This window comes from Plectonema cf. radiosum LEGE 06105, assembly GCF_015207665.1.
In the GTDB taxonomy this organism is placed as follows: domain Bacteria; phylum Cyanobacteriota; class Cyanobacteriia; order Cyanobacteriales; family Nostocaceae; genus Rivularia; species Rivularia radiosa_A.
In genome coordinates, this window is the sequence record NZ_JADEWL010000017.1 from 24010 (window position 1) to 45142 (window position 21133).

23 protein-coding genes and 6 tRNA genes are annotated in these 21133 nt (G+C 39.0%); 12 read left to right on the forward strand and 17 right to left on the reverse strand.

Annotated elements, in window-relative coordinates; all coding sequences use genetic code 11:
• Nucleotides 1–15: 15 nt before the first annotated feature.
• The 5 genes from IQ247_RS07955 to IQ247_RS07975 all read left to right on the forward strand — a co-directional run bounded on the left by IQ247_RS07955 (nucleotide 16) and on the right by IQ247_RS07975 (nucleotide 5988).
• Nucleotides 16–768 carry a ParA family protein gene (locus IQ247_RS07955; RefSeq protein ID WP_193918773.1) on the forward strand — a complete coding sequence of 251 codons (753 nt, stop codon included), beginning with the start codon at nucleotides 16–18 and terminating at the stop codon, nucleotides 766–768.
• The gene (locus IQ247_RS07960; RefSeq protein ID WP_193918774.1) at nucleotides 765–2009 is read left to right on the forward strand and encodes a ParB/RepB/Spo0J family partition protein; all 1245 of its coding nucleotides are present in this window, start codon (nucleotides 765–767) and stop codon (nucleotides 2007–2009) included. The genes IQ247_RS07955 and IQ247_RS07960 overlap by 4 nt, the downstream gene beginning before the upstream one ends.
• Before the next feature lie 294 nt (nucleotides 2010–2303).
• Complete coding sequence (locus tag IQ247_RS07965; protein ID WP_193918776.1) at nucleotides 2304–2543, forward strand: hypothetical protein; 240 nt, start codon at nucleotides 2304–2306, stop codon at nucleotides 2541–2543.
• Nucleotides 2540–2929 carry a type II toxin-antitoxin system VapC family toxin gene (locus IQ247_RS07970; RefSeq protein ID WP_193918778.1) on the forward strand — a complete coding sequence of 130 codons (390 nt, stop codon included), beginning with the start codon at nucleotides 2540–2542 and terminating at the stop codon, nucleotides 2927–2929. Before IQ247_RS07965 ends, IQ247_RS07970 begins: the two co-directional genes overlap by 4 nt.
• Before the next feature lie 152 nt (nucleotides 2930–3081).
• Nucleotides 3082–5988 carry a DEAD/DEAH box helicase gene (locus tag IQ247_RS07975; protein WP_193918780.1) on the forward strand — a complete coding sequence of 969 codons (2907 nt, stop codon included), beginning with the start codon at nucleotides 3082–3084 and terminating at the stop codon, nucleotides 5986–5988.
• Between the two features lie 181 nt (nucleotides 5989–6169).
• On the opposite strand, the gene IQ247_RS07980 is transcribed toward IQ247_RS07975, so the two are convergent.
• From IQ247_RS07980 to IQ247_RS07990, 3 genes are all read right to left on the reverse strand, one after another.
• Nucleotides 6170–6805, reverse strand: a complete 636-nt coding sequence (locus IQ247_RS07980) for a type I restriction endonuclease subunit R (RefSeq protein WP_193918782.1) — start codon at nucleotides 6803–6805, stop codon at nucleotides 6170–6172.
• A 318-nt stretch (nucleotides 6806–7123) separates the two neighbouring features.
• Entirely contained in the window at nucleotides 7124–8977 is a 1854-nt protein-coding gene (gene mobV / locus IQ247_RS07985) for a MobV family relaxase (RefSeq protein ID WP_193918784.1), read from the reverse strand.
• A gap of 427 nt (nucleotides 8978–9404) precedes the next feature.
• Nucleotides 9405–9566, reverse strand: a complete 162-nt coding sequence (locus IQ247_RS07990; protein WP_193918786.1) for a hypothetical protein — start codon at nucleotides 9564–9566, stop codon at nucleotides 9405–9407.
• Between the two features lie 286 nt (nucleotides 9567–9852).
• On the opposite strand from IQ247_RS07990, the gene IQ247_RS07995 reads away from it, so the two are divergent.
• The 3 genes from IQ247_RS07995 to IQ247_RS08005 are packed head-to-tail and all read left to right on the forward strand — an operon-like array spanning nucleotide 9853 to nucleotide 11513.
• Nucleotides 9853–10539, forward strand: coding sequence for a hypothetical protein (locus tag IQ247_RS07995; protein ID WP_193918788.1), 687 nt, complete (start codon nucleotides 9853–9855; stop codon nucleotides 10537–10539).
• Nucleotides 10536–10889, forward strand: a complete 354-nt coding sequence (locus IQ247_RS08000) for a hypothetical protein (RefSeq protein WP_193918791.1) — start codon at nucleotides 10536–10538, stop codon at nucleotides 10887–10889. The genes IQ247_RS07995 and IQ247_RS08000 overlap by 4 nt, the downstream gene beginning before the upstream one ends.
• Complete coding sequence (locus IQ247_RS08005) at nucleotides 10890–11513, forward strand: hypothetical protein (protein ID WP_228059562.1); 624 nt, start codon at nucleotides 10890–10892, stop codon at nucleotides 11511–11513.
• A gap of 162 nt (nucleotides 11514–11675) precedes the next feature.
• On the opposite strand, the gene IQ247_RS08010 is transcribed toward IQ247_RS08005, so the two are convergent.
• The 12 genes from IQ247_RS08010 to IQ247_RS08060 form a co-directional block, all read right to left on the reverse strand.
• A complete protein-coding gene (locus IQ247_RS08010) occupies nucleotides 11676–12035 on the reverse strand; it encodes a hypothetical protein (RefSeq protein WP_193918793.1) in 360 nt (119 codons plus the stop codon).
• A gap of 627 nt (nucleotides 12036–12662) precedes the next feature.
• Nucleotides 12663–13064: an HNH endonuclease family protein gene (locus IQ247_RS08015; protein WP_228059563.1), complete on the reverse strand. Its 402-nt coding sequence runs from the start codon at nucleotides 13062–13064 to the stop codon at nucleotides 12663–12665.
• Nucleotides 13065–13110: 46 nt separating this feature from the next.
• The gene (locus IQ247_RS33075; protein ID WP_265579671.1) at nucleotides 13111–13239 is read right to left on the reverse strand and encodes a hypothetical protein; all 129 of its coding nucleotides are present in this window, start codon (nucleotides 13237–13239) and stop codon (nucleotides 13111–13113) included.
• A gap of 7 nt (nucleotides 13240–13246) precedes the next feature.
• Complete coding sequence (locus tag IQ247_RS08020; RefSeq protein WP_193918794.1) at nucleotides 13247–14494, reverse strand: AAA family ATPase; 1248 nt, start codon at nucleotides 14492–14494, stop codon at nucleotides 13247–13249.
• Between the two features lie 74 nt (nucleotides 14495–14568).
• The gene (locus IQ247_RS08025; RefSeq protein ID WP_193918796.1) at nucleotides 14569–14781 is read right to left on the reverse strand and encodes a hypothetical protein; all 213 of its coding nucleotides are present in this window, start codon (nucleotides 14779–14781) and stop codon (nucleotides 14569–14571) included.
• A 670-nt stretch (nucleotides 14782–15451) separates the two neighbouring features.
• Nucleotides 15452–15898, reverse strand: a complete 447-nt coding sequence (locus tag IQ247_RS08030) for a hypothetical protein (protein ID WP_193918798.1) — start codon at nucleotides 15896–15898, stop codon at nucleotides 15452–15454.
• Nucleotides 15899–16115: 217 nt separating this feature from the next.
• Nucleotides 16116–16190: transfer RNA gene (locus IQ247_RS08035), tRNA-His, on the reverse strand.
• Between the two features lie 5 nt (nucleotides 16191–16195).
• A tRNA-Ala gene (locus IQ247_RS08040) sits at nucleotides 16196–16269 on the reverse strand.
• A gap of 6 nt (nucleotides 16270–16275) precedes the next feature.
• Nucleotides 16276–16348, reverse strand: a tRNA-Arg gene (locus IQ247_RS08045).
• Nucleotides 16349–16504: 156 nt separating this feature from the next.
• Nucleotides 16505–16575: transfer RNA gene (locus IQ247_RS08050), tRNA-Gly, on the reverse strand.
• Nucleotides 16576–16580: 5 nt separating this feature from the next.
• Nucleotides 16581–16652 (reverse strand) — tRNA-Thr (locus IQ247_RS08055).
• A 31-nt stretch (nucleotides 16653–16683) separates the two neighbouring features.
• Nucleotides 16684–16757: transfer RNA gene (locus IQ247_RS08060), tRNA-Leu, on the reverse strand.
• A 300-nt stretch (nucleotides 16758–17057) separates the two neighbouring features.
• Between IQ247_RS08060 and IQ247_RS08065 the strand changes: the two genes are divergently transcribed.
• Together IQ247_RS08065 and IQ247_RS08070 are read left to right on the forward strand one after the other, a co-directional pair.
• Entirely contained in the window at nucleotides 17058–17426 is a 369-nt protein-coding gene (locus IQ247_RS08065) for a helix-turn-helix domain-containing protein (protein WP_193918800.1), read from the forward strand.
• 34 nt (nucleotides 17427–17460) lie between these two features.
• Entirely contained in the window at nucleotides 17461–18096 is a 636-nt protein-coding gene (locus IQ247_RS08070) for an RNA-guided endonuclease InsQ/TnpB family protein (protein WP_322745462.1), read from the forward strand.
• A gap of 114 nt (nucleotides 18097–18210) precedes the next feature.
• Here the strand turns inward: IQ247_RS08070 and IQ247_RS08075 are convergent, their stop codons facing one another.
• Nucleotides 18211–19410: a HEAT repeat domain-containing protein gene (locus IQ247_RS08075; RefSeq protein WP_193918802.1), complete on the reverse strand. Its 1200-nt coding sequence runs from the start codon at nucleotides 19408–19410 to the stop codon at nucleotides 18211–18213.
• A gap of 211 nt (nucleotides 19411–19621) precedes the next feature.
• A complete protein-coding gene (locus IQ247_RS33345) occupies nucleotides 19622–20506 on the reverse strand; it encodes a tyrosine-type recombinase/integrase (protein ID WP_193918804.1) in 885 nt (294 codons plus the stop codon).
• A gap of 144 nt (nucleotides 20507–20650) precedes the next feature.
• Here IQ247_RS33345 and IQ247_RS08085 point away from each other — a divergent pair, with 144 nt between their 5' ends.
• Entirely contained in the window at nucleotides 20651–20980 is a 330-nt protein-coding gene (locus IQ247_RS08085; protein ID WP_228059564.1) for a helix-turn-helix domain-containing protein, read from the forward strand.
• On the forward strand, nucleotides 20955–21047 hold the full coding sequence (locus IQ247_RS32400) for a hypothetical protein (RefSeq protein ID WP_228059576.1): 93 nt from the start codon (nucleotides 20955–20957) through the stop codon (nucleotides 21045–21047). Before IQ247_RS08085 ends, IQ247_RS32400 begins: the two co-directional genes overlap by 26 nt.
• The last annotated feature ends 86 nt before the right edge of the window (nucleotides 21048–21133 follow it).

Here is a 21133-nt window from a genome sequence, read left to right on the forward strand (position 1 = left end):
TCAACTCAATTACTTATGACCAAAATCATCGCTATTTTTAATCAAGCGGGAGGTGTTGCTAAAACCACCCTAACCCAAAACCTGGGCTATCACCTAGCCCTCCGCAAACACAACGTCCTGCTCATAGACATGGACCCGCAAGGCTCCTTAACAATTTTCATGGGCTTAGTTCCCAGAGAATTGGAGAAATCCATGTATGATGCCATAGTAGAAGAACAACCCTTGCCAATATATGAAGGGATTCACGGCATGGACTTAGCGCCCACTAACACCACCCTTAGTACGGCGGAAATGCAGTTAGTCAATGCCGATTTGCGCGACTTTCGCCTTAAATACGCCATTGAACCAATCCAAGAAGAATACGACTTCATCTTGATAGATTGCCCTCCTAGTTTGGGATTGCTAAGTTACGTTTCTCTTGTCGCAGCGACTCACGTCCTCGTACCTATAGAAACCCACTTCAAAGCCTTTGAAGGCACCAACGAACTCCTTAAAACCGTCGCCAGAGTCCGCACCAGAGTCAACCGTTCTTTAGAAATAGGCGGATTTGTCCCTACTAAATACGATGCTCGTAACTCCCAGGACACCCGCACCTTGGGAGCCATTCAAGAACAACTTGCTGGAGTAGGTCCAATCCTTCCTCCCATTTCTCGTTCTACTACCTTTGTTGATGCATCAGAAGAGCGAATGCCCTTAGCCGTATATCAGCCAAAGCATCCAGCTATTGCCATACTTGAAATTATTGCTAGCAGCATGGAGTCACTATGAACCGCAAACGCAGCCAACCACTTAAAAGTACACTTGAAATACCTTGGGACACCACAAACGTTTCAGCTAATAATGCCGATTCCACCCAGAAAGTACCATTAAAACAAATTCATATAGCGCCAACTCAACCGCGCCGCTACTTTGACCCCAAAGCGCTCTCAGAATTAGCCGAATCCATTAAACAACACGGCATCTTGCAACCCCTATTGGTGCGTCCTAGAGCCAGAACTGGATACGAATTGGTAGCAGGAGAGCGACGCTACCGTGCTGCCAAAGAATGCGGACTAAAGGATGTACCCGTCGTTATCCGCGAATTAAGCAATGAAGCAGCCTTTCAACTAGCATTAATTGAGAACCTGCAACGGGAAGACCTCAATCCCGTAGAAGAAACAGAAGGCATCTTGCATTTACTGGCTATCAGATTAAGTAGAGCGGTTGAAGAAATCCCCCCCTTACTGCGTCGCTTACAACACTCACGTAAAGAAGCTGCTAAATCTGACAATAACGTTATTGTCAACAAAGAAACTGATGAAATAGACGCTGACAATAATGTAATTGAGTCAGAATCCTCTCAAGAAAAAACTTCCAATAACGTTATTGGAAAAGGTGAAACTGAAAAAAACGATGATGAAAATAACGTTATTGGGGAACAGGAAGTAGAGCCAAATGAATCTGACAATAACGTTATTGTCAAAGAAAATGGTAATTTAGACGCTGAGAATAATGTCATTGACAAGGAAGAAACCCAACCAGAAGTTTCTGACAATAACGTTACTGTCAAAGAGGAAACTGATAATAGCAAAGCATCTTCGCAAGAAAAACCAGAGTTACAAATTGTAGAAGAAGTATTTAACGGCTTGGGTCTAATGACCTGGGAATCATTCGCCAACAACCGCCTGCCCTTGTTAAACCTTCCAGAAGACATTTTGGAGGCATTAAGAAAAGGTTCCCTTGAATACACCAAAGCTAGAGCTATTGCTCAAATTAAAGATACCCTAGAGCGCGTTGCGTTCTTAGACCAAGCTATTAAAGAAAATTGGTCTTTAAGCGAAATCAAACAACGTATTGGCGAGAAGAAAACCCCAAGCTCTACCCCAAACGCCGAATCTGACGATTACAAAGAGCGCTTTACTGCTGCGACTACCAAACTAAAAAAGTCGCGTATTTGGTCAGATCAGAAAAAACGTAAGCAGATAGAAAAATTGCTTTCACAATTGGAGGCGCTGACACAATCCGGTTGAGAAAAACTATAACTATATAAAGTTTTACTTGGCTCATGTTAGAACAAAGAAACTTCACCGATGAATGACTATGCTCATTTATCTTCTAGGTACAACTGGGAATAGCTCCTTACTATTATCTGACTTCCCGCGTCGGCAATCGGCAGTGGAATAAAGAGTATTACGACGCTCCGTTAATTGGTGGTGCCTTCTTATTTTTCCTTTATGGACTGCCTTTCGCGTCATAATAAAAAAACGGGAAGTAACTGGCGAAAGGCTTGTTCTCCCTCCCCATTAAAAAATAGGAGTAGTAAGATGAACGCTCACAAAGTAGAAGCCGTTTTAACTGAAGATGGAACCTTGATGCTGCATGGCTTGCCTTTTCATGCAGGGGATACTGTAGAAGTAATTATTCTCGAATCTCAATCTCCACAGCAGACCGCTGCACCATCTAGTCAAGCGGAAACGAATCTTTATTCTCTGCGCGGAAAAGTAATCCGTTATGATGACCCAACAGAACCAGTCGGTTTAGAAGATTGGGAAGTTCTGCAATGATTATACTTGATACGCATATCTGGGTTTGGTGGATTGACGGTAATAAGCGATTAACTGAAAAACATCGGGAATATATAGAGGGACATCAAGAAGAGGGTTTAGGAGTAAGTATTCTTTCTTGTTGGGAAGTTGCTAAATTAGTAGAAAAGAATCGACTTGTTTTTTCTTGCTCAGTTAATGAATGGCTGGAAGCAGCTTTGGCTTATCCCGGAGTACAATTATTAAATTTGACCCTACCAATAGTGGTTGATTCAACTCAATTAAGTGGTTTTCATAGTGACCCATTTGACCAAATTATTGTAGCTACAGCCAGAGCTTATGGGTGTCCTTTTTTAACTGCTGACGCGAAAATTCTTAGCTATTCAGGTGTGGTAACGCTAAAGTAGGCACTCCTAACTTCTCAAAGTATGGGAGAAATAATATTCAAGCGACTCCTAAGAAGAATAAAATTATGTTAGTACTGCGGGATATTGGCAATAATCAAGAAAAAAGATTAACTTAGATTCAACGCCACTTCCGGAGCTAAGTAGGAGTTCCCATGTTAGAGTCAGAAAAACTTATCCAAATAGTACAATCCTGGTTGTCATACATTAGGCTAGAAGAACTGACTACTGCTGAAGTCGAACGTGGCTCGGAAAGCTTTCTCAAAGTTTTCAGCGATAATGTTAGACTTGTCGGCAATAAACTGTTGCTAAGTAGCGAACTCTTCAAGCAATTCCAGGAGCAGCAACAAGCCGCAGTCAACCGAGATAAACCCAACGAATTTCAAATAGCTGCCGCCTTCCCTCAAATATATTTAGTTCAGGGAAGAGGAAAAGAACAGAAGCTGAAATATCTGCCACTCTTCACCATTGAGATTTCTCAAATCTTCCGAGGTAAATATCGCAAAACTGGCTGGGACTTGACTGAATTCGAGTTTCAACCAGTAATTGTAAATTTAATGCGACTCTACGGAATAGAAGAAGAAGTTGCCGAATCTTTGATTGTCACAGAAGGCATCAATAAATTTTTTGAAGATACTTGGCAACGAAAATTTCCCAGTTTGCATGACTTTATCGACCAGGTAGACTTACCTGAAGGTAGATACAAAACTGGACGACAACCCTATTTACTGCGCTGCGATTTTTCCCCGTACAACGTTCAGTTAAAACAAGACTTGCGAGACATATTAAAGCAACTTCAAGATACACTCCTTAATTGTAAGTGGCTGGTTGATAATCATCCCGTTGTTGAATACATATGTAATTCGCCCAAACCACCAGAACATGAAGTCATGTTTTGGGGAGCGTTTACGAATCACGCACCCGATTCATTTCAAGCTTCGGCGCTCAAACACGCCCAACAGAATCCGATAACCGCCGTTCACGGACCACCGGGGACGGGGAAAACAGAATTATTCTTGCATTTAGTAGCGCAGCAAGTTGTAAAAAGAGCGCTCCGAATTGTTCGCGGGGAAGAAGATGCGAGTAATCTAACGTTATTTGCCAGCACCAACAACAGTGCTATTCAAAAATTCCAGCAAAGATTTTTGGAGAAATTCCCCACCGAACACTTCTATTTAGACGGTGGTAGTCAAGGAGTTATCAGGCGTGTAACACTACCAAAACTGCAACAGGCACAAGACTGGCTGCGAGCTACTGAATTCAACCAGGAGACATGGGAACAAGCCAAACTTGATTTATTATCAGCAGAAAACGAAATCCAAGAACTCATAGAGCAAGACCGTTTTAACGAGAGCCAACAAACTGCTTCGGCTGAACAGCTATCACAACTAGATGCCCAAATCCAATCTCTCAATAACGAAATTGCTGCTATTCATGAGGAGTTAGAAGAAGACAGCGAGCAGCTATCAAGTTTGGGAGATTATGCAGATTTCCCAATAGATGCTTACCAACAAATAAAAGAAGGATTATCAAGAGCAGAACGGGAACTACCTCATGTATCGGACTCAATCGCCAAACGCGCCTTTAACTTAATTAATTTTACTACCGATAAACTAGTTTTTAAGCGTCTGGCGAATCACATAAACGCTGCTGTTTTAAATACCTTGGCGACAGCGCATCCTTTCCAGCTACCCCTTGATAGAGAAGGATTAGCTGCATCCCAGACATCCGTAAACCAAAAACTCTTATTCTCGCAGCAATGGCAAAATATTAATCCAAAAGTAGCTGAAATTCAAACGCAACTGACAACATTAAATCAGCAACTGGAGTCAAAACAAAGTCATCAGCAACAACTCCAAACACAACTCGATAGCTACCCAGACGAAGACTTTTACAGCCGCTTTTACCACGACTACCATTCACAACAGGTACAGCTATTTCAACGCGCTTTCTCGTTCCTTCAACAAGAAACACTCCGACGTAAAGATAATGTCATGCAGGCGGTAGAAACCTACGGAAGCGCTTTAACGGGAGACGGAGATGCATTGCTCAAACTAGAAACGGAACCCGATTCTATCTACCGTTTTTTAAGTTTAATTTTCCCCGTTATAAGTTCCAGTTTGCAATCAATACGCAATATGCTACCCACCCTTCACTCCAATAGCATTGCACTAGCTCTTGCAGATGAAGCAGGAACAACTTTAATACATCAACTATTCCCCTTACTGGTTCGCTCCCAGCAAGCAGTCGTAGCAGGCGACCCAAAACAAATTGAGCCAATTATAAACCTGTGCGACGATACCATCAAACAATACCTCAAAACCGCATTTCTGGAACAAGGTATGACCCAGATAGATTATTATTGTTATGCTCCTACTGCTAAATACACCGCTACCGCTTATCATCGCGCTGCTGGTGCTAATGGTACAGAAGGGGATTTAGGTACTGGCATTGTTTTAAGGAATCACTACCGCTGTGTCGCGCCCATTATCCAGTTTTGCAGTCCCAACTATAAAGATGGTTTACAAATCCTTTCAAATTACGATAGTTCTACACAACAGCCGCACCTACTGGCTTACCACGTCCAAGGAAGCCATATAAATAACACCAATCCAGAAGAAATTGATGCTGTAGAAAACGCGATCGGCACGCGCCCTTCAAGGGCGATCGCCTTCCTACTAGAGAATGGCTACTCTACTGAAGAGGGCGACACTAATAAGGCAATTGGGGTAATGTCTCCATTCACAAGGCAAGCCAATGCACTCAGATATCGACTCATGAAGCGTTGGCAAAACTTTTCTTGGGACGATATTGGCACAGTTCATACCTTCCAAGGAGGAGAGAAAGCAGCCATAATATTATCTCTTTACCAATGCCACCAAGAGCATAGTTTTTGGTTCCTCAATCGTAAACCGAATTTACTCAATACAGCCGTTAGTAGAGCAAGGAAATTGTTTGTTTTAGTAGGTAATCTTGAAGAGTTAAAACGAGCGGGTGGGGAAACCAAGCGGTTGGTTGAACATATTGAACAACATGGGGAAATTCGTTCTACCGATTCTTGAATGCCTCGTGACTCCCAATGCGCTCTAAGATTACCGGCTGAAAGTTTCTCCCCTCTCACTCCCTCCCTCAATAAATGAGGGTTACAGGTATCACGCTCTAGGAGTAGTTACCTATTATCTGGCAGTCCTGGTGGATGCTGTAATAACGTCTCATCCCCCGTTGTTTGGTATCACTCAAAAGCTAGCTCAGAGCAATAATAGTACCAAGCTTCTTCAGTATTTGCAGCACCCGACCAAGCTCATGTCTACTCGGAAGTAAGGAGAACGTAGTGGAATAGTCGTATTTCGCGTTTTCTCCAGTTTCCAACTTTATAAATATAAATTCGTCGCCGTTGGTAGCTAATCCATATATTATTCGTTGGTGCGGCTGCGATACCATATAAGCGATAAGTTGAGGTAGTGCGGCTGCTACCGGAATCCCATTGCGTTTACCTTCTACAACCAGAACCCACAGATGGTCTTTTATTACTAATGCATCAATAAAACCGCGAATCGTCTCTTCTGGGTCGTCAATTTCTAATTCCACACCATATGGTGAGCGAATCTTATATGGTGGTTTAAAGAATCCTGCTAATCTTAACAACGGAGAGACAATTAGCAAATTTATCGCCCCTTCCAGTAGAAAGCCATCTAATCTGTGGTAATCATATATTTCTTTTATCGAAGCAATTTCAGTTTTTTCATCGTCTGTTAAATCCGGTAAATCTTCTACCCATTCAGTGAAGAAATTAATATCGTTTGTTTTGTTTAAATTACAGCGGTCTTGTAGGTCTTTGAAAGTCTTGATTTTATCCGTAACTGCTGCGGTAAAAGCCATACTCTAAATAGGGCGTATTTTTCTACAGGTTTTTGCTCCGACGGCAGGAGCTAATGCAATTGTACTGTGTTTTAACTTTCCTCAATAAAGCAACCCACCAGCAACTGGAAAAATCTGGCGGAGAAGTAGGTGCTGCTATGCGTAAATGTGTTATCCCACGAGTAATGTTTGTGGCAGTGACTACCCTCGCCTGATTAGCGTAGCGGTTTCCAGTTGCGTCTACGCTTTTGACTTGTTCTTAGATAGATGGCTAAGAAACCGGGTAATGGGGTTTAAATTTAAGAGATATGGTCTTCATGCATCGGCTGCATAATTCTGTTAGTATTCCAACCCCCGATTCTTTTTCTTGTCAGTTTCTTTTTGCTGCACCCTTTGAAGCTGCAAACGCTCCAATAGTTCTAAATTCCAATCCTCTGCTTTCGGGTGCGCTATGGTTGTCTGCGGTAGTAATTCTTTTATAGCTCGTACAGTAGAGCGTCCCGCCGAGTCGTTATCGTAGGCAGCGGTAATAGCTCTCACTTCTTTAAGAAATTCTAACGGTAGACTTTTGGGACTATCCACCGCTATATACATGGTTCTTTCAGACGGCATACCTCCACGTTCACTTACCCCAATCTTGGCGCACGAGAGCGCTTCAATAGGAGATTTACAAAGGACTACTTTTTGTATTTCATCCCCTGGCTTACCACCCAAATGGAAGTAGAACCATCCCTCTCTCCGTTTTGAATTGGGTGCGTATCCCATAAACGAATTATTTTCTCCCCGCGTCCCCCGTAAAAATGCGCCTTTTAACGTCGTTTCTTCATTTCTATATTGCGTTTCCACTCCCACCGTCAGCTCGCGCATTGTAAAGACGGCATTTTGCTGTTCATCAGCATATAGCCATCCCTTTTGGTTAAGTCCAATGATAAAGTTTTCAGGTAATCCGCGTTTCTTTACCAAATAATCTTGTACGGATAGCCACTTTGATTCATCCGGGGTTGGTGGCTCAAAACTTGGTGCGGGTTCTTCTTGGGCAATTTTAATGGCTTGTTTTTCTACCAAAGCTTTGCTAGCACGCAGCATCCCCTCTTCTCCAAATTGGTCGTGTAACCAAGCAACAGAAGACCGAAAATTAGAATTGTTAACGTGCATAACTAAATCAATAGCCCCACCGCCACCTTTTTCTTCTGTAAAGTCGTACCACTTAGAATCATTAATACTGATAACTCGTCCCAAGCCCTTCCAACGATTTTCTCCAATGTCCGCTTTATTAAGCCCTAGATTCCATGCCACTTCCTCTAGGGGCAAGTCCCTTAATTTGTCAGCTTGTTGTTTCCAATAAAAGTTCTCAGCTTCTAGTTCAGCTACGCGCTTTTCTAACTGTTGCCGTAATTTTTCAGAGGCGATCGCCCTTTGCGATGCCCGTCTTTCTAACTCTACAATTCTTTTGTGGTCAGCTAGCTGGTGATTGATGGATTGGATTGTGGGGTTTGCTTTGATGCGTTCAAATAATTGCTGTGCTGTCTCACCACGTTTGGGTGCCAGTCGGTCTAATTCCAGTGTTAAAGGTTCTTGGTTGACTGCTTGGTAATATTCCTTAACCTTAGTGTGAGTGGCTTTGCTGCCCTTCACACCCCTTTCAATTCCCAAATGTGCCAAACATGAAGCATAGCTATCCTGGAGTTTAGACATTTTAATGCTGGCTTGTCTGCCATCACCCCCAAACATTTCTTTGTGGCTTAGTTGTTTAGTTTTGTCGTTGACTGGAACGATATAAGCGTGGATGTGGGGAGTAGATTCATCCAAATGTAGTTCAGCCCGAACGCATTTTTCTCCAAAATTTTCTTGCAACCATTTTGTTGAAGCGTTAGCAAAATTCCACATCAATTGATCATTCCATTCCCCAGCTTTATCCGGGTTCTCTGGGCGAAAATACTCCGGGGATGCGCTCAAGAAAATTTCGCTGCATAGTACCGCATCTTTACGCGGCTTATGTTTAGTATTATCAGCTATTTTGGCTTTTACTATTTCCTCTAAAGACGGGTCATTATTATTTCCAATTAACCGAATATTTTCTTTATAGGGGTCAGCATTTGGTGTATCTTGTAGACGGGCTGTATGTTTTTCGCTACCGCCCACATTCCCAAAACTTTTTAATTTCCCAACGCGCATGATTGCTAAAGCAGTCATTGAAAAACCCCACCAACAACGAGTGTATGACAAGCCCCGTAGGGCGTTCGCGAAGCGTGTCCGAAGGACTCACGCAACTTCTGTGTCCGAGAGAGCGTACAGCGAGCGAGGATGGGCGCAGCCCACCCCCCCCTGGGGCGCAGAAGTGAAGTGAGTCCACTTCGATTATAACGAAGCTGCTCGAAATTGCTTTTGGGGGTAGGCGGAACGAGTAATATTGGGGGAATATCTTGGGAGTACGAGAGGAGTAGCGCAATCCCGCGTACTATCAGTTAACTTGGTTGGGGCGAGACGTTTATTTTAATTTATTAAAAGCTAAGAAATCCCTAATTTAATTATTTTTAAAAATAGCAGAAGATTGAAATAACGATAAAGCTGTTTCTCGACAAGAAGTTACGCGCTAGCATTCAACATCATTACCATCAAATTATTTTAATTTATATGCAACAGTTGAACCGAGAATAGTCGCATTCAACAATTCTTTTCCATTTTTGTTTATGTAGACTACCTGCTCTTCTCCATCTTCTTTTTCTTCAATGAATGCAGCTACTCCGCTTTTAGAATCAAAACGGATTTTTATTTTTTCCATTTCTCTACTTCACAATATATGATACGTCTGGTGTAAATTAAATTTTAGCAGGCAGTTATAGATTGGAAAGTTTGAACATCAATTCCAAACTACCGATATTTTTTATGAGGAAAGATTTTTGATGATAAGCTTGGTAACTTTCATCTTCTATCTTTTCCTCTCTTTTTCCTAATTCACACCAGACGTATTTTGCAATTGTAGTTTAAACGGGACTCTTAACTCGTTCTTAATAGTGGCAATAAATTTGTAGCCATATAATGATATTTTGTTGGCGAGACAAACCCTAATGAATACTAATCAATTTGAAATAAAGTCGCTATCTGCTAAAGCACCAGCTAATGTTCAAGAAACATCAGAAGGTTTTTTATTGCGGAATAATGAAGACATTAAGCGACAACAGGGGAATATCATCAGTAGGCTGATTGGTGGATTGATTTTAATTTCTTTTATAGCTATTTTTGTATTTTTCTTTTGGTGGTTTTTTTTATTAATTGCTATAGCTTCTATTTTATTTAATAAAAACTTCAGAAATCAAGTTAAAAATTATCTTGTCGCTCAATTTCGTCTTTTCCCAGCAGAAGTCCTATTATCTACTTATCCCTTACGTTTAGGGGAAGAATGTAATTTGACTTTTCGTCGTCGTTTCAAAGGAAATCTGAAAACAAAGCAACCAGAACAATTAACCTTCAAGATAGCTTGTGTGGAGCGAGTCGAGTATAAGAAAGGAACTGATACAGAAATAGAGGTTCATACGATTTGGGAATCTCAACCTCAATTCCATTCTGTACCGACAGATGTTGATATATTTTCATTCAAAACAATTTTTACGGTACCGAATGACCTTCCTCCTTCTTTTGAAGGTAAGAATAATCAAATTCGCTGGATTTTCTTAGTTGAGCAAAATATTTCAGGGGTTTTCGAGCGTATTAATTCTAGTTTTGTCTTTATTGTTGACCCGGTATTAGTAAAATGATTAATTTTTATCTCAATTCGGATTCGCTCGAAGTCGGAAGTGAATTGACTGGAAGCTGTATTTGGACACCCGATACACAAAACAAAGAGAAGCCACTAAAACTGACAATTGGTTATAGAACCGAAGGACGGGGAGACGTAGATAAGCAAACGCTTTTTGAAACGGAACTTAAACTTTCAGAGCGCACTTATTTTAGGTGTAAAATTCCGATGGCAGGACCAATATCATACGACGGTCAATTAATAAGAATTATCTGGGAAATTGCAGTTACTCGCTCAAAATGGTTTGGACGGAATGATATCGTAAAAAACCAAGTATTTCGGGTCATTCCTCGACAGGGTAATCTTTAAATGTCTTATTGTGACCCTTATCATCGACTCGGATTGCGACGTAACCCTTTCATTGCACCCGATGATTTAGAAATTCCTCCCGAACGTTGGTTAGATTTTGGCTTTTCTCAACCACCTCCCATCCAAAAACGATTATTTTGGCAAGTAATCGGTGAAAAAGGAGCAGGTAAAACTTCGCACCTTCTACATTGGAAGCAACAAACGGGGGGTGTATATTATTATTGTCAACCGGGATGGAAACGATGTTCATTACCACCAGTCGCTAAAATCGTTTATTGGGATGAAGCAAACCGTATTCCCTTACCGCTATTGCTGACTAGTTTATTGCGATCGCGTTGTATTAATGCAACCATTGTCGCAGGAACTCACGATAATTTAGCTGAATTCGCCAGTTTATTTGGCTTTGAAATTAAAAATATTACATTATCTACCCTCTGCGTTGAGAATCTGTTGCAGTGGGTAAAAAAGTTGATAGAAGCAGAGCGACTTTCCCCTTCAATACCCATTAGCTTAGAATTAACTACCGATAATGCCAGAGAAATTGTTGCAGAATCTCAAGGTTCTTGGCGAAAAGCAGCAACTTATCTACATATTTGGGTTGCTCGGATAGCAAAAGATTCTTGAAATCGAATCAATCTAACCGCCGCCATTTTTACAAGCCAAAAGAAACCCGGTTTCTCATCGCTTACTGACTGGCATTTTTTAGTCCATTTTAATGGACTTATGCTCTTAGACAGGGGCTAAAAGTCCCTGGCTAAATTAAACTTGATAAAATATATAAAAGTATTACTTAGCTCTTTTAGCTTTAAACGTAGAACTATCGCCTAAGTGCAATTTAATAAATCCTTCTACCTGCCTTACATTTATCAATTGCATCCAGCCACTACCGCTCGCTTCATCCATTTCGTCCTGACCTTCCCACGTAAAAGCAAAACGTTCGGAGACTCCCGATTTTTCTAAATCCCCATCAAGACTCCCACTAACAAGCCCAAACTGGAAATCTCCCTGCTTATCCGTTTCAATGCTTACATAGGCTTGTACTTCCATGTTGAAGTAATCTTCATCCCACATTTCCATCTCATAGATGTGCCATGTGCCTATAAAAGGATTAGGGGCTTTTGAAGACTTGGATTTTGTTACGCTCATGGTTCAATTGTGGAAATGTTAATAAAGTCATATTCTCAGATTGACAGCGATTGCTGCTAGTACTCACTTGTGAATAAATGGGAGAATTGTCAAAATTATGTTGGTTGAAATAATTGAATACTAAAAGTCTATATATTAATTGTCTATAGTTAAAAAGTTAGTACATAAAATATTAGTCGAATAATTTTGCTTCAAACCAAAACTGAGCAAAAAGCGAGGTATAATACTACAAGTGTCCTAAAAGTTTACCCCACAACCTTTTCAGGCTTATTTCTTCTTATACCGCGCACCTATGCTCGGCATCGGTTTCTGAAAACACTGTGGTTAAAGGATATGTGACAAACTGTGACAGTTTAAAATATTACTTTTAACTTAGTTTACTTCGTGCTACATTATTACATTGTCAAAGTGTCATACGCATAGTTGCAATTTTGATAAGTCTGTGTATGCGATGATTGCTACTTAATGCATCAATAAAATTTGTTTGTGAGATAAATAAGGGGAAAATGCCGCTCATATTTTGCAACCGGATTAGGGGGAAAATGAAAAGTTTGGGAGTAAAATTATATAGGATTGCCTTCGTCATTTTAATCGTAAATTTTGAAGAGGTAATTGATATTATCACTTCTAATTTGCTTGCTGCTGTTTTTTAATTGCACGGGCGATAAGGGGAGCTTTCTTTTCTAATCCTTGTAGAGTTAAATCTCCATCCAAATATAATTGATACCATGATTGACGCTGGCGCAGAACTCGTTCATCATCTCGTAACCGCAACCGTTCCAAGGTAAATTGTGCTTTTTGACGTTGTTGCTCCGGAACTTTATCTGTTAACACTAACTGTAAAGAAGGAAGCAGAATCTCAAACCAATCTTCTCCTAAATCAAAGGGGTCAAGAACTTGGTCATCAAGCGTACCTTTACAACTATTAATCCAAGCAGAAGCAAAGCGTAAATTACTCCATTCGTAAGCCAAATTACGATAATTATCGCGGCTAAGATAATGTTCTACCGTACCAACTGGTTCGTACATTACCGAATATGCACAAAGATTGTTAAACCCATCGGCTAAATTACTTTTAAAAGGCGACCAATAATAAGAAAGTTCCTTTTTTGGGGTCGGGATTTTTTGCCAACCAAGCATTTCCTGGTTGTCGTGCTTTTTTATCAAAATCTAGTGGTTCTGGTGGAGGTTCAAACGGTATCATTTATATGTTAAACCCCCGATAACCCAGCAGAGTTTCTTTTTTCTGATGTGACTATCCAACGCGCCCAAAATGGGTCATGTCCGGGTAAAAGTCTTTGCAATTCCTGATGAATTTGTGAGTGGGTTCTCAAGTTTTCTGGAAAAGCATTCAAATCGTCATGACGCATCCAGGCTTCTGCGGCTTCAATTGCATTTTCTGCTTCAAAGGAACGAGCTTGTTTGAGTCCAAAAATTTCTGAGGTTAACCATCCAACTGTATCCCCTTGTTTTGACCAAGGTATTTCATCTAGGGTAACTTCTCTATCTTCTAATTTGAATAAAAATAATCTATCTTCTTCCTCATCAAAATCTGGTTCTAAGGAAGCAAGAACTAGTGGAGAATGAGTAGTTACTAAAGCCTGTATATTTATACTATTTTGCAATTCACGCGCCACATCTAAAATAGCTGGTAAAATTACTCTTTGCCATTGGGGATGTAAGTGAGATTCAACTTCATCTATTAATAAAACTATTTGATTTGTTGGACTTTCTTGGCGCAATTCAGAAGCTTTTTTATGTTCGTACCAAGTCCACACTAGTAGATAAGCTAATCCCAAAATCCGCTTCATTCCAGCAGAAGCTAAAGTTACAGGAACGTTACCATAAGGTAGATTAACTGTAGGAATATCGCGCACGTCTTCCACAGACACTCGCGTTGGTTCTCCAATCTCTATCCATTCTTTATGATGAGGTGCAAGTTTTTTAATAACGTTAGAAAATAGTTTAAATGGATATTTATTGGGTTGATTTTGCCATGTAACCCAATCTTGAATTAAACCATTACAAAGAACTTTACCATTTGATTTTAAACCGTTCCAAAGCGTATCTGGATTAAAATTATAAGCATTATCCCGATTACGTGCGGGGTCAAAAACAGAAAAACCACCATCAACGCGCACGTAAATAATTACCTCTTTTAATAAGGGAGGCATTTGTAAATTACGCCATTGTTGTTCGGAAAAATCAAATTCACTTTGATATTCTTTTATATTTTTTTCGGTGCTAACTAGGCTGTTAATTTTTGGGTTTCCTTCTTTATTTCGTTGTGGATAAGCAGGTTGTTCTACCCAGTTTCCACTAAGAACCCACCAAGCAACATCGAGTAAAAAACTTTTACCCAAACCGTTATCACCTGTAAATATATTGAGTCTATCGGCAAATTCAACATCAAAATGGTCAGCTGGACCAACTTGCTTGAGGTGGATTTCTTTTAACATTTAACTATCCAAATCTAATATAAACGTGAATCAATTCTACGACAGGGAGGCGAGAGGCAACATTTCTGTTTCAGCTAAAAATCAACAAGTAATTCTACGATATCTTTAACCGCAATATTTCCAACTCTTTTTCCAGATAAATTTAATACGCCAACAGTTGTTTTACCACTAATCCAACTGGCGACTATTGTTTTTCGGTTATCACTCACTGCTACAACTTCCCAGCAAGAACTATCAGCAATGGTAAATTGTAAATTCCACAACAGAGCAATGTGGTAACAATTCAAAACTGTTATCGCTCTTTAATGCTTGACTTTTTAATTGTTGGTGGATTTGTTTATCAGACATTACTTCTCCTACTTATCAACAGCATTTACCGCAACTTTTATAAAGGAGAAGCCAAGAATATTCTTTAACAAATAGTATTTAAAATAACTAAAAATAACACAAGTACACTGGAGAACATATTAAAAAATACTATGGTCAGAAAAAAATCAATAAAATATTAAGTATCTTGACATAGCATTTCAAGTTGTGTTAACCCTGATTAGCTAAAAACCGGAGAATATTCATGTTATCTTGCAAAAATACTCAAACCGGAACAACTGTAGTTCTTCTCCAAAGAACAATTCCCGAAATTATAAGAACTTGGAAAAAGAATCCAGACATATTCGTATGTAATGATTGTGGGGAAACCGTAACAATTAAAAGTTCTCCTACAGAACGGTTCGCTCACAAAAATATAATAGAAATTGTAAATTTCTAAAAAAAAGAAGATACTCTTACCGTTAATAAAGAAGCTATTTCTTCTTAAGGCAACAGCATTGAAACTCATTCCGTAATTATTGTGTATAGACAATCCACCAGGGAGGTACCGCCCCTCCTGTATCTGTGTTATCAGCACAGCGCTTCACTTTTTGGCTTCTGGTGGTAAAGGAAGATGGAGGAGTCGAACCCCTACGACATCGCTGCGGTACTCTGGTGTTCAAAGCCAGTTGCTCTCCCATGAGCAGCATCTTCCGCAATTCTGAGAGTTTGGTCATCAATCTTTTCTAATTTGATTAAGCCGCGAGTAACTTCAGCATGGTGATTAGGACATATAGCAAACATATTTCCAACAACGTAATCTCCATCGTTTTTGCCTTCAATTAAACGGTGAATGTCGTATGTACGATTGTAGTTACATCCCTCAACCATGCAAGAATCAAAATGAAAAGTATTGACCAGAACTGCAAGATTCCTACGTGATTTATTACCCCAGGAATCATTACTGTATGAAATACCCCTTCGCCCTCTATTTGAGCAAGTACGACTACAATAATTGCTTGTTTTCTTTTGAGGTATAAATAGTTCACCACAACTTTTACAATTCCTTTGCCGTAGATTACCTCGATGTGTATTCATACAACTGATAGAGCAATAGTGAAAGCGGTACTTAATTAATTGCCCTGGTCTTCTATATATAGAAGTCTGACATGCCGAGCAAACTGTATTTGGTTTTCTTCCCATACCGTGAAATGAAAAACATTAACGTACAGTACTAGAATACTGGAAACTACTTAGGTTTTGAAATCAAAAACTAATTAGTTTCTTCGTCCATGCCGGACAGCTTCCATGAAGGGGTGTCAGACGGGACTTGAACCCGCTAATTACTTGTTCCACAAACAAGCGCCACGACCGCTTTGGCTTCTGACACCGTAATGGAGACAAGGGGATTTGAACCCCTAACCTTCCGCGTGCAAGGCGGACGCTCTAGCCAATTGAGCTATGACCCCATATACCAGGAGTGGTAGGACTTGAACCTACATAAAACCGTTTAGAAGACGGTTGCCTCATCCGTTAGGCTACACTCCTATAAATTGGTAGTCCCCGATTGTTTTGTTAGCGTTCACGCGGCTAGCGGAGCGTACCGTAGGTATTGCGTGCGGCGAGCGCGTGTCCGCCAGGACATACTTGTGACATCCTGCTTGTAAGGAAGGCGCTCTACCAACTGAGCTACGGGACTATGAAAGCGATTGACGAGACTCGAACTCGTACCTAAAGTTTGGAAGACTCAAATGCTACCATTACACCACAATCGCGTCGAAGCTGGTGATAGGAATTGAACCTACAACCTACTGATTACAAGTCAGTTGCTCTGCCGTTGAGCTACACCAGCGTTTGGTTGCGGTGACTGTTAGTCACCGTAATACCCCTGACAGGACTCGAACCTGTAGAGAACCCGTTTTAAGCGGGTCATGTCTTCCAATTGCATCACAGGGGCTTGATTTGATGGGCGCTACAGGGGATAGTAACTGTTATCTAATTTCTACCCATAAATAGACATATTTACCCATATTGTCAAGATATCGTGTTAAGCGTGTAATACGTATTTACAGTAAAGCGATGGTTGAAGGTTGTTTATTTTACTAATGGTTGGCTTTTATGCCAATTGAATTTTAAGAATTAATAAATTTAACATTTATACTATTAATGATAGTAATAAAAATGATATGTTTATATCTAATAATCTAAAATATAGATGGCTTATATTTATAAAACTTGAAAACGTAAATTTTATACAATGTTACTCGGATTTAAAACAGAATTAAAATTAAATAACAATCAAAGAACTGTTTTACTCAAACATTGTGGAGTTTCTAGACATGCTTGGAATTGGGGATTAGCATTAACCCGCGCAATATTAGAAAACAATAAAATTAATCCCGATTCTAAAATAAAATTTCCAAGTGCGATTGATTTACATAAATACTTAGTGGCTTTAGTTAAACCCGAAAACCCTTGGTACTATGAGTGTTCTAAGTCCGCACCGCAATACTCTTTAAGAGATTTATCTACTGCTTGGAAACGATGTTTCAAAAAAGTTAGTGGTCAACCAAGATTTAAAAAGAAAGGAAAAAATGATTCATTTACTGTCTTAGGGAACTTGTAAGACTATAGATAATTTTACTATTCAAGTACCAAGAATAGGTAAATTAAAAACATATGAGAAATTACCCCAACTAGATAAAATAAAATCTGTAACCCTATCCCGGCAAGCTGATAGGTGGTTTATCAGTTTTAAAATTGATACCCAAATCCAAGAGAATCATAATACAACTGTTGTAGGAGTTGATTTAGGTGTAAAATCTCTGGCGACTTTATCGACAGGTGAAGTTATAGAAGGAGCGAAAGCATATCGTAAAAATAAAACTAAATTATCACGATTGCAGTGGATAAATCGCAATAAAATAATTGGTTCTAAAAATTGGAGAAAAGCTCAACTAAAAATAGCTCGACTTCATAGGAGAATTTGCAATATCAGAAAAGATACTATTCATAAATTGACATCATTATTAGCCAAGAACCACGGAACGATAGTGATAGAAGATTTAAACGTATCGGGGATGATGAAAAATCATAAACTAGCCGGTGCTATAGCTGATATGGGATTTTATGAAATTAGAAGACAACTTGAATACAAATGTAAGTTGTACGGTTCTAAATTAGTTGTAGTAGATAGATGGTTCCCATCCTCTAAAACTTGTTCTAATTGGCGAGACTGTGCCAAAACGGGAAAATTGTACGCTAAGGAATTAACACAACTTCCGAAAGCCTCTTGATATAAAGCTTACAGCCATTCAAAAAATTATATTTTTGGTTCTTAACGGACGCAAGTTATCAAAACTGCTCGCCGATTTAAAATGGAGCGGGTAATTTATATAAGTGAGAGCAATTTAAAAAGGAATTAAATTTTCAACCTCTGGAAACTTTGAAATTATCTTTAAAAGAGCTTCTCTTGTCGCCTGTCTAACTTCTTTATTTTCATCTTGCAATGCTTCAATTAAAGGTTCTGCTGCGCCCAGTGCTTTAATTTCTCCTAATGCCCAAGCTGCTTCGCTACGAATGAAAGCATCATCATAGCTTAAAGCTTGAGTAAGTGTATTTACTGATTTAAGCATAAATAGTATAAAAATAGTTGCTATTTTTATACTTTGTTCGCGTCTCTTTTGGTCAATTTGTTTGATACTTTGTCCGTTATTAACTTCCTCTTCTATTGATAAATGAAATCTCTGAAAAGATGATATTAATGGTTCTTTAATTTTCCAATATTCTTTCAACAGATTGGAACAATAAAATTCTTTTGGTATCTTTTTAACTCCCTCCCCAAGTATTATTGTGATTTTTTCTTTAATATTTTTATCTTCGGTATTCAGTTTTATTTGTTGAATAATTTGGATTAAAGGTTCTTGAGTAGTAGGGTCTATAAAATTAATATTATTTGTAAATAATTGATTAATAAAATTCAAATCAGGAGTTTGAATAATTTTATTCAAGGTAGATTCAGATAACTTTGATGAATTATATTGATACCAAATATTTTTCCTTGTTTCTTCATTTACTTTCCAATCATCCCTATTAACTTGATAATATGCTTTTTCATAGGAGTTTGCTATAGTCAAAACCATATTGGTTAAATTAGTGTAATAATAAGTGTAATAATATTCTATTCTTACTGAAAAACCATCAACAAAGGAAACCATTTCGACCCATTTGGTTTCTCCTTTTTTATCAAAAACTATATAACCTCCAGAATCAGATTCATAACAAGGAAATATATTTAGAGCATAAAAAGGAGTATCAAGTTCATATTCATAAGGCGATGGCTGCTTTTCTATAAATAGATTTTGTAGAGGCTCAAATCCCCATATATCAAATAAACTAGCAAATTCATAAATCGAGCAATGACCGTCTACAAACCCATTTCTCCACTGATACAGTTCATAGATTTCAGTTGGTAGTGGAATCTGCCAATCTTTAGTTATCTTTTCTATTTCATTTATTGTAAGACCTGGGTTTAAATTAGCTGCTACAGAAGGATAAATTTTCTTCCGTATTTCTAAAATGCGTTCTAAAGCTTGTGTTAATTGCGACATATAAATATTTAATTTAGAGCATTAATTAATTCCGAATTCATTAACTTATAGTTTTTTGTATAAATAGGGGAGTATGAATATCGAGGGTAGTATTCCTCAGTTCACAGGTAAAGAGTAATATTAATACTTTTGACCTATTTTAAGTAAAATATACTTTTAAATGTAATTTTGATTTACTTTTCTATATAAAGCGGTTATTTACTGATTGTAGTTAGGAATCATCTGAAACGCTTGTTGTGCAACATATAGCTGCGCGTTTAGAAGTTACTTTTGAGTAGCGTAAAGTCATTTGAATACTAGAATGACCCATCAGCGCACGTAGCTCATCAATACCCATCAAACCAACTCGCTCTGTAGCGAAAGTATGTCTCAAATGGTGAAAACGAATTCCTTGTAACTCTTTTATACCCTTGATTGCTTCCACTAAAGATTTATATGCTGTGGGATAAGACAAACAAGAAACATCAAGCGTAAAAGGCTGTTGGGCAGTAAACAAGGCACTGATATTTGAATGCCTATAATATTTTAAGTAATTATTTAAACAACTATCTGCTGCTTGACTGTAAAAACACCATCTCTGCTTATTCCTTTTACCAATCACTTGAAACTTCCGTTTTTCAGTATCTAAATCCTTCAAATTTAACGCCAGTATCTCTGCAATTCTGGCTCCAGTACTATGTAGTAAATGCACCAAAGCATTCAACCGTGCATCTGATTTCACCGCTTGATATAGAAGACTTAACTCTTGGGTTGTTAAATAACGTATTTCTTCATCTGAATCATATTCTCCTTTTCCAAAATCCGGTTTGCGTCGTTTCAATTTAGAAATCGGATTTGATTTAAGATGACCCCTTTCAACCGCAAAGTTAAACAATGCGGTGATTACAGCCTGATGCTTATGGTGGGTTGTAAACTTGATTCGCTCTAAACCATTCAAATATTCAACCAATATATCTCTGTCAATAATCTCAACTGACCAACGCCCATAATTTTTAAGTAATGGTATCAAAACAGACTCATAGCTACGAACAGTAGACTTTGTTAGCTCCGAACGGTCTAAAAACTGCGTTACTAACGCCGCTAAAGTAATAGTCACAATTAAGACAAAAAGTTGAGATTAGCTGAAATTTTATACACATATTAATTTAATATTAAATACTACAAAGAGAATAATACTTTTATGGATGTATCCCTTAAGGATGTAGCTCCAAGCCCTTCCGAGTCGTTAGGGCGGTATATTATGCGCGTCCGAAATTCTAATAGTTTAACGCAGTCAGAATTAAGTATCAAAGCTGGTATGCACATTCAGACCATACGTAAAATCGAATCTGGAGTAACGTCCCGATTGAGTCAGAAAGGCAAATCGGGATTGGCGGCTGCGTTAGGGATACCCCAGGAATATTTGGATGCTGTGGTCAAACAAACGCCTATTGAAGCGATAACTGCGCTTAAGTTTTGTCCCAAATGTTGGACACCAGGAACAACGCTTGACGAGGCGGTGGACTTCGCTACGGTCAAAGTATTGCTTTGCTTGTGGTACGAATCTGCGCGACCGATGTGTAAGTTGTAACGAACCCATCATGTCGTTGAAATTCAGATTCTGCCCGTATTGCGGACAATCCTACAAACAAACGTAGAGTACCTTTTTCTGACAAAAAGCATTCTTCACGGAAGCTGCACGTCACCGCAAGAACGAATTTTTGCAGCCGTCTTCTACTCTCAT